The 456-nt window shown below is 63.6% G+C and carries 1 pseudogene; it reads right to left on the bottom strand.

Annotation, left to right across the window (positions count from 1 at the left end):
• Window positions 1-456: pseudogene (locus A3754_RS28275) on the bottom strand (alpha/beta hydrolase); the annotation flags it as partial.

Raw genomic sequence — 456 nt, forward strand, 5'->3', positions numbered from 1 at the left:
CAGGTAGCGATCTTTCAGGGCCGGATTTTTCGGTGTGAATGGCGACGCAAAATGCAGGGTGTGGGCGTCGCCATCCTCGGGCTGAAAGTGGTAGCTGGAGACCGGGCTGCGTTTGATCTCCACCTGCGCGGCGGGCGGGGTGAAGAACGCATTGGGATCGCCGGCCGCCAGGAAGGGGCGGTAGAAGTCTGCCAGTTGCCGTTCTTCACGCTGCCGGGCGGCGTTCAGGGTGGCGGGTAGCGCCGCTGCACCGGCCATGCAGGCCAGGCCTGTACGAGCCAGAGTATCCACGGCGGCAGTGCTGCTGATGCGCCAGCTTGTGTCGCTGTCTGCCAGGAAGTGATCCGGCATGGCGTGGAAGTCGGACGGCAGCGTCTGCCACCAGGGTTGGCTGAGGGTGGGCAGATCTTCGTTGCAGTAATCGTCCGGGTGAATACGGGGCAGTAATTCGCTCAT

This window comes from Alcanivorax sp. HI0083 (assembly GCF_001635175.1).